Annotated in this window: 8 protein-coding genes; 4 read left to right on the forward strand and 4 right to left on the reverse strand. The window is 72.7% G+C overall.

Features of this window, described 5'->3' with window-relative positions:
• Nucleotides 1-81: 81 nt before the first annotated feature.
• From ACFVWD_RS40390 to ACFVWD_RS40400, 3 genes are all read right to left on the reverse strand, one after another.
• Complete coding sequence (locus tag ACFVWD_RS40390) at nucleotides 82-321, reverse strand: hypothetical protein (RefSeq protein ID WP_054231770.1); 240 nt, start codon at nucleotides 319-321, stop codon at nucleotides 82-84.
• 94 nt (nucleotides 322-415) lie between these two features.
• A complete protein-coding gene (gene malQ, locus ACFVWD_RS40395) occupies nucleotides 416-2,527 on the reverse strand; it encodes a 4-alpha-glucanotransferase (protein WP_389602949.1) in 2,112 nt (703 codons plus the stop codon).
• Nucleotides 2,528-2,767 carry a hypothetical protein gene (locus ACFVWD_RS40400; RefSeq protein ID WP_389602950.1) on the reverse strand — a complete coding sequence of 80 codons (240 nt, stop codon included), beginning with the start codon at nucleotides 2,765-2,767 and terminating at the stop codon, nucleotides 2,528-2,530.
• A 176-nt stretch (nucleotides 2,768-2,943) separates the two neighbouring features.
• On the opposite strand from ACFVWD_RS40400, the gene ACFVWD_RS40405 reads away from it, so the two are divergent.
• From ACFVWD_RS40405 to ACFVWD_RS40415, 3 genes are read left to right on the forward strand one after another with little or no spacing between them, the layout of a single operon-like run.
• Nucleotides 2,944-3,477, forward strand: a complete 534-nt coding sequence (locus ACFVWD_RS40405; RefSeq protein WP_389602951.1) for a PadR family transcriptional regulator — start codon at nucleotides 2,944-2,946, stop codon at nucleotides 3,475-3,477.
• Nucleotides 3,474-4,271 carry an ABC transporter ATP-binding protein gene (locus tag ACFVWD_RS40410; RefSeq protein WP_389602952.1) on the forward strand — a complete coding sequence of 266 codons (798 nt, stop codon included), beginning with the start codon at nucleotides 3,474-3,476 and terminating at the stop codon, nucleotides 4,269-4,271. The genes ACFVWD_RS40405 and ACFVWD_RS40410 overlap by 4 nt, the downstream gene beginning before the upstream one ends.
• On the forward strand, nucleotides 4,268-5,614 hold the full coding sequence (locus tag ACFVWD_RS40415; RefSeq protein WP_389602953.1) for an ABC transporter permease: 1,347 nt from the start codon (nucleotides 4,268-4,270) through the stop codon (nucleotides 5,612-5,614). The genes ACFVWD_RS40410 and ACFVWD_RS40415 overlap by 4 nt, the downstream gene beginning before the upstream one ends.
• 265 nt (nucleotides 5,615-5,879) lie before the next feature.
• Here the strand turns inward: ACFVWD_RS40415 and ACFVWD_RS40420 are convergent, their stop codons facing one another.
• On the reverse strand, nucleotides 5,880-6,416 hold the full coding sequence (locus ACFVWD_RS40420) for an HNH endonuclease (RefSeq protein WP_067370302.1): 537 nt from the start codon (nucleotides 6,414-6,416) through the stop codon (nucleotides 5,880-5,882).
• 259 nt (nucleotides 6,417-6,675) lie between these two features.
• Between ACFVWD_RS40420 and ACFVWD_RS40425 the strand changes: the two genes are divergently transcribed.
• Nucleotides 6,676-7,800 (forward strand): mechanosensitive ion channel family protein, encoded by a 1,125-nt coding sequence (locus ACFVWD_RS40425; RefSeq protein ID WP_389602956.1) that lies wholly within the window; start codon nucleotides 6,676-6,678, stop codon nucleotides 7,798-7,800.
• Nucleotides 7,801-7,814: the final 14 nt, after the last annotated feature.

Below are 7,814 nucleotides of genomic sequence, written 5' to 3' on the forward strand. Positions count from 1 at the left end.
CCCACCGGGTGCGCGGACTCCCTCGATCGAGAAGGATCCAGACCTCGGCGCGCGGCCGAGGCTCCGGGAAGCGAGCCGGAATCAGGTCCGCTTCGGCTGCTTGTCGGACTTGTCCAGAACCATCACGAGGCCCGCGATGACCAGGAACAGGACGATCGGCGTCACGACGTAGAGGCCGAGCGTTTCGATCACGCTCAGGCCCTTGCCGGGGTCGTCACCGTCGTCGCGGGTCAGCGCGAGCGCGGGGGACGACATGAGCAGCATCATCAGCGTCGTACCGGAAGCCAGGGCGCCGGCGCGCAGGGCGTTCTTCTTGTCCACGGTGCAAACGTAGCGAACACCTGAATGAGTCGCGCGCCCGGGGTGCCGTACGGAGATCTCACGCCCGCCCGCACGCCCCGTTCACACGCCTCCGTCACCCACGCAGCACATCGATCAGCGCGTACAGCCGGGGCGAGGCCGCCAGTTCCTCCAGGGTCACCGGGCGGCCGTCCGCGTCGGCGATGGGCAGCCGCCAGTTCGGGTACTGGTCCCACGTGCCCGGCAGGTTCTGCGGGCGCCGGTCCCCGACCGTGTCCGGGAGCCACACACCGATCATGCGGGCCGGGGTGCGCAGCAGGAAGCGGTGCACGGCCTGGATCTCGGCCTCCTCCGACACCGCCGAACCCGCGTCGCCGGCCCCGTGCAGCAGCCCGAGGCGGGCGAGCAGCGCCAGCCACTCCCCCGTGTCCGCCGTGGCCACGGTCCGCTCGTCCTCCAGAGAGCCGGTGAGCAGACCGAGCCGGTCGCGGAGTTCGACGTGGTCGCCGGTGAGCCTGGAGGCGGTGGGCGGCAGGTCGTGGGTGGTGGCGGTGGCCAGGCAGTCGGGGCGCCAGCGCTCGGGGGGCAGGGGCTTCCCGTCGCCGTCCCAGTCCCGTTCGAACCACAGCACCGAGGTGCCGAGCACCCCGCGCTCGTGCAGCGTCTCGCGTACGCCGGGCTCGACCGTGCCGAGGTCCTCGCCGATCACCAGGGCCCCGGCCCGCGAGGCCTCCAGGGTCAGGATCGCGAGCATCGCCTCGGCGTCGTAGCGGACGTACGTGCCCTCGGTGGGCGGCTGTCCCTGCGGCACCCACCAGAGCCGGAACAGGCCCATCACATGGTCGATGCGCAGGGCGCCCGCGTGCCGGAAGAGGGCGCGCAGGAGACGGCGGTACGGGGCGTAGCCCGAGGCGGCGAGGCGGTCCGGGCGCCAGGGCGGCAGGCCCCAGTCCTGGCCGCGTGCGTTGAAGGCGTCCGGGGGCGCGCCGACGGACATGCCCGCCGCGAAGTACTCCTGTTGCGCCCAGGCGTCGGCTCCGCCCGGATGCACTCCGACCGCGAGGTCGTGCACGAGGCCCACCGCCATCCCGGCGTCGCGCGCGGAGCGCTGGGCGGTGGCGAGCTGGGCGTCGGTGAGCCAGGCGAGGCGGCTGTGGAAGTCGACGCGGTCCATCAACTCGCCGCGGGCGCGGGTGGTTTCGGGTGAACGCGGGTCACGCAGGCCCACCGGCCACCGCTGCCACTCGGGGCCGTACGCCTCGGCGAGCGCGCACCAGGTGGCGTGGTCCTCCAGCGCCTCGCCCTCCTCGGCGAGGAAGTCGACGTAGGCGGCGCGGCGGCCGGGCCCGAGCGGCACCTCGCGCACCAGTTCCAGCGCTTCGCGCTTGAGGTCCCACACGGCGTCGCGGTCGATCAACGCGCCCTTGTGGAGCACGGATTCGCGCAGTCGCTCGGCGCGCTCCAGCAGCGCCCGTACTCGGCCCGGGTCGTCGACGTGGGCGAACTCGGGGATGTCCTCGACCCGCAGGTGGACCGGGTCGGGGAAGCGGCGGGAGGAGGGCCGGTACGGGGAGGGGTCGGTGGGGGTGCCGGGTACGGCCGCGTGCAGGGGGTTGACCTGCACGAATCCGGCGCCGAGCGCCCGGCCGGCCCAGGCGGTCAGTTCGGCGAGGTCGCCGAGGTCGCCCATGCCCCAGGAACGCCGGGAGAGGAGGGAGTAGAGCTGGACGAGGAGTCCGTACGTGCGTCCGGGCGGCGCGGGCAGCCGGGCGGGGGCGGCGACGAGGTGGGCCTCGGCGGTGCGGCCGTCGGGGGCGGTGACGTGCAGGGTGTGGACGCCGGGCGGGAGGTGCTCGGCGGCGGCGCGGGTCTCGCCCTGTTCGGTGGTGATGCGCAGCCGGGTGCCGGCCGGCAGTCCGGCGAGCGCGGCGGGCGGGCTCCCGCCCCAGCACACCACCGTCGGCGGCAGCAGCCGCTCCCGTGTCTCGGTCTCCCGGCCGGCGAGGGCCGCGCGGACGGCGTCCGGGGTGCTCGCGTCGACGCCGAGCGCCGCCAGGGCCGCGACGACCGCGGTGTCCGTGGCCGCGACCGTACGGTCCGGGGAGGGGCTGTAGGAGGTGGCGACGCCGTGCAGTGCGGCCAGCCGCGCCAGCGGTGCGTGCGGGTCGGGAGGGTCGGCCGGCGAGGGGCCGGCGGGCGAGGGGTCCGCGGGCGGGCTGGGCGCCATCTATACCCCCGAGATGTCCGTGGCGGCGCCGGTGGAGACGGGCTCGCTGGTCAGGTGCGCGGCGTCGGCCAGCGGCGGTTCGCTGGTCAGCGGCTCGGCGTCGGGGAGGGGAGGTTCGCTGGTCAGCGGGGGTTCGGCGGAGGCGCTCTCGGCGCTGAAGACGCACACGTGGGGCTCGACGGAGGGCTCCGTCGGGCGTTTGGAGAGGGCCGAGAGCAGAAGGTGTGCCGATGCGGCCACGAGGGTCTCCTTGTCGTCGTAAGGCGGGAAGCGGGTTATCGCAGCTCTACCCAGCGGACGCCGGGGCAGACGTATGCGGACGGACAACGTGCTTCTGGTCACACCCCGAGCTCCCCCGAGAACTTTTCGACGGTCACTATTCACTCAGTACATATATCGAGTGCATACTGATCTCCATGAGCACCCGTCACATCCTGTTGGGGCTGCTCGCCGGAGGCCCCAGCCATGGCTACGACCTCAAGCGACGGCACGACGAACGCTTCCCGCAGGCCCGCCCACTGGCCTACGGGCAGGTCTACACGACCTTGCAGCGCCTGGTCCGCGACGGACTGGCCGAGGTCGACGGGACCGACTCGGACGGTGGTCCGGAGCGCACCATGTACCGCTCCACCGACGACGGAACCCGTGAACTGGCCCACTGGGCCGGGGAGATCACCCCGCCCGCGCCCTTCGTGACGAACGAGATCTTCGCCAAGGTCGTCGTCGGGATCCTCGCCTCGACGGACGCCGCCGGCTATCTACGGGCGCAGCGTGCCGCGCACATGGCGCGGATGCGCGAGCTGACCGCGGTGAAGACGAGCCCCGGCGCCGATCTCGCGACCGTGCTCTCCGCCGACTACGCCCTCACCCACCTCGACGCCGATCTCCGCTGGATGGACACCACCGCGGCCCGGCTCTCCACTCTGACCGCGGAGGTCGACGCAGCATGAGCAGCAGTACAAGCAGCAGTACAAGCAGCAGTACAAGCAGCGGTACGAGCAGCAGTACGAGCAGCAGTACGAGCAGTGACGGGGGCACTCCCCTGCTGACGGCCCGAAGTCTCGTCAAGACGCACGGCTCCACCCCGGCACTGCGCGGCGCCTCGCTGGAACTGCGGACCGGCGAGATCCTGGCCGTCACCGGAGCCAGCGGCAGCGGGAAGTCCACGCTGCTGCACTGCCTGGCGGGGATCGTCCGCCCCGACGAGGGCACCGTGGAGTACGCCGGCGAACGCCTCGACCGGCTCCCCGAGAGCCGGCTCAGCGAGCTGTGCCGTACCGACTTCGGGGTGGTCTTCCAGTTCGGGCAGCTGATCCCGGAGCTGACCGCCCTCGACAACGTGGCACTGCCCCTGCTGCTCGCGGGCACCGCGCGTACGGCGGCGCGGGAGCAGGCCGGTGAGTGGCTGGAGCGGTTCGGCGTACGGGGGCAGGAGGCCTTGCGGCCCGGCGAGATGAGCGGCGGCCAGGCCCAGCGGGTGTCGCTGGCGCGGGCGCTCGTCACCGGCCCGCGGGTCGTCTTCGCGGACGAGCCGACCGGCGCGCTCGACTCGCTCGCCGGTGAGCAGGTCATGACCGCCCTCGCCCACACCGCACGCGAGTCCGGCACCGCCGTCCTGCTGATCACCCATGACGCCCGGGTCGCCGCGTACGCGGACCGCGAGGTGGCGCTGTGCGACGGGCTCGTGGTCGACGACGCGGCGCGGGCCTTCGCCGCCGGGACCTCCGTGGAGGTGTCCCGATGAGGACCGAACTGCGGCTCGCCCTGCTGCTGACCCGCGGTTCCGACCGACGGGAGTGGTGGCGGGTCACGCTCACGGCGGTGGGCGCGGGGCTCGCCACGGGCTTCGGCCTGGCCGCCGCCGCGGTCGCCTCGCTCGACGGGCAGTACAGCGTGTCCCTCGGCAACGGCCTGCTGGACCAGCCCGGCGAGCGCTCGGGCATCGTCCTCGCACTGCTGCTCCTGCTGGTCCCGGTACTGGGCTTCCTCGGACAGTGCGCCCGCATCGGTGCCGTGCACCGCGACCGACGGCTGGCCGGGCTGCGGCTGGCGGGGGCCTCCGCGGCCCAGGTGCGGCGGATCGCCGCGCTGGAGGCGGGGCTCGCCTGCCTCGTGGGCTCGGCGGGCGCCACGGTCTTCTCCGCGCTGCTCCTGCTGAGCCAGTGGCAGCGTCCGCCGGCCGTCGTGTGGGCCTGGTTCGCGCTGATCGCGGTCGCCGTACCCGTGCTGGGCGCGCTCGCGAGCACGATGGCGCTACGCCATGTGGTCGCCTCGCCGCTGGGCTGGGTGCGCCGGGTGCACCCACGGACGGGCCGTGGCCCGGGGGGCACGTTCCTGATGGCATCGCTGTTCCTGCTGACCGTGGGAATCGTGATGGCACCGAGGACCTTCGGCGGCTTCAGCACGGCCCCGCTGCTGGCCTTCGCCCTGGTGATCGTCACCGGCATGGGAGCCGTCTGGCTGGCCGGCGCCACGGCCCGGCTTATCGGGCGTCGGCTCCCGGACCGTACCGGGAACCCGGCGGTCCTGATCGCAGCCGAACGCCTGCGCGACGACCCGTGGGCCGCCGCCCGCACCCACGCCGCCGTCCTCCTGGTGACCGTCGTGGGAAGCGGCTTCCTCGGCATCCGCCAGGTGCTGCTCCAGGAGCTCGAAGGACGCGGGTCCGACTCCCTCGCCGCGAGCATGTCCTTCTACACCACCGGCATCGACCTGACCGGCGCCGCTGTCCTGATCGCCCTCGCGATCACCCTCTCCGGCCTCGCCGTGGGCACCGCCGAGTCCCTGGCCACCCGCCGCCGGGGCCTGGCCGCGCAGGTCGCCGCCGGGGTGCCGGCGGCCGTACTGGGCCGGGCGCTGCTCCTGGAGACGGCCCTGCCGCTGGCCCCGGCGGTCTCGCTGGCGGGCCTCGGTGGCCTGGGCATCGGCGCCGCGTACGCGTGGATCGCCGCGGACGTGGGATCCGTACCGCCGCTCATGCCCCTGCTGGTGCCCGTGGCCGTCTACGCGGCGTGTCTGCTCGCCGCGGCCACGTCACTGCCGCTGCTGCGCCGCTCCGCGCACCCGGCGGAGCTGCGCTACACCTGAGCCCCGCTACACCTGAGCCCCGCTCCACCTGAGCCCCGCTCCACCTGGGCTCCGCTCCGCCTGGGCTCCGCTCCGCCCCTGGGTCGCGCCACAGCTGGGTCGCACCACAGCTGGGCCGCCCCGCACCTGATACGCGTGACCCGCACACCGTCCGCCCTGCGGGCACGGCCGGCTCCCCGGGAGGCACGGGGGTCCTCCTGGGGAGCCGGAACGGCACGACAGGGACACGGCGGGAGAGCCGCAGGGAACACAAAGGCCCGGATCGTCAGGCGGAAATGCCGTCGATCCGGGCCATCGCATCCTCCGCGCCGTACGGCTGCAGGTAGGGCAGCCAGCGCGGGTCCCTATGCCCCGTTCCGATGATGCGCCAGGCGAGCCCCGTCGGCGGGGCGGGTTTGTGGCGCAGGCGCCAGCCGATCTCGACCAGGTGGCGGTCGGCCTTGGTGTGGTTGCAGCGGCGACATGACGCCACCACGTTGTCCCAGGCGTGCTGACCTCCGCGGGAGCGCGGGATGACGTGGTCGACGCTGGTTGCGACGCCACCGCAGTACATGCACCGGCCGCCGTCGCGGGCGAACAGTGCCCGACGGGTCAGCGGAACGGGCCCCCGGTAAGGGACCCGTACGAACCTCTTCAGCCGGACCACGCTGGGTGCGGGGACAGTAACGGTTGCGCTGTGCATAAAGGCGCCGGATTCCTCGAGGCAGATGGCCTTGTTCTCGAGGACGAGGACGAGCGCGCGGCGGAGCGGTACGACGCCGAGTGGCTCGTACGACGCGTTGAGGACCAGGACATGCGGCACGGATGCCTCCTTGTACGCCGGCGGCGCGTGGCTCGCGCCGGGACGATCTGCAGTCAGTCTCCCCTCTTGCCTGGTGGAAGCGCCACCATGTCCCGGTAACGGGCTGGGAGTGTTTTCGACCACACCCTCTTTCATCCCCAGGTGAGTAGGGTCTCTCCCCCGAACATTGCAACGATCCACACACGATGCCCCGTTAGTGTGGTGGTTCTGCCCGCCGCTGTCCTCACATGTCCCCGAGCCGCGGGCGGACCGCTACGCCCTGGAGGTACCTGCCGTGTTCTTGACCGCCCTGTTGGCTTCGGGGTCCACCCCGTCGCCGTCCCCCTCGGCGACGACGGACCCGACGACCGCCACGCTTCAGGACGCCCAGCAGAGCGCGACCAACGCCGCCAGCTGGGTCGAGCAGAACTGGTCCACGTGGCTGGCGATCGGTCTGCGCGTCCTGTTGATCCTGGTGATCGCGGGGGTACTGAGAGTGGTGGTGCGGCGGGCGATCACCAAGCTCATAGATCGCATGACCCGCACGGTCCAGGCGGTCGACGGCACGGCCCTGGGCGGTCTGCTGGTGAACGTCGAGCGCCGCCGGCAGCGCTCGCAGGCGATCGGCTCGGTCCTCCGCTCGGTCGCGTCCTTCCTGATCATGGGCACCGCCGCGCTGATGATCCTGGGCACGTTCCAGATCAACCTGGCCCCGCTGCTGGCCTCCGCCGGTGTCGCGGGTGTGGCGATCGGTTTCGGCGCTCGCAACCTGGTCACGGACTTCCTCTCCGGCGTCTTCATGATCCTTGAGGACCAGTACGGCGTCGGCGACACGATCGACGCGGGGGTCGCCTCCGGCGAGGTCATAGAGGTGGGCCTGCGCGTGACGAAGCTGCGCGGCGACAACGGCGAGATCTGGTACGTCCGCAACGGCGAGGTCAAGCGCATCGGCAACCTCTCCCAGGGCTGGGCCACGGCCGGCGTCGACGTCACGGTCCGCTCGAACGAGGACCTGGACAAGGTGAAGCGCACCCTCGACGAGGTCGCCGAGGCGATGACCAAGGAAGAGCCCTGGAACGAGCGTCTGTGGGGTCCGATCGAGGTCCTCGGCCTGGACAGCGTCCTGCTCGACTCCATGGTCGTCCGTCTCTCGGCGAAGACCATGCCCGGCAAGTCCCTCTCCGTCGAACGCGAACTCCGCTGGCGCGTCAAGCGCGCCTTCGACGCCGCGAACATCCGCATCGTCGGGGGCCCCACGGCACCCCCGGAGGAGGAGCCCATCGACCCGACCGCCGCGGTGGCGGCCCCGTCGGTCCTCGGCAACCCGGCCTCCCCCCAGTCGGAGGCGACCACCCCCATCCCGGCCCCCGCCTCGGCCCCGGCTTCGTCGAGCTCGCCGAAGTAGGCCCTGCTCGTACG

The organism is Streptomyces sp. NPDC058086 (assembly GCF_042885015.1).
In the GTDB taxonomy this organism is placed as follows: domain Bacteria; phylum Actinomycetota; class Actinomycetes; order Streptomycetales; family Streptomycetaceae; genus Streptomyces.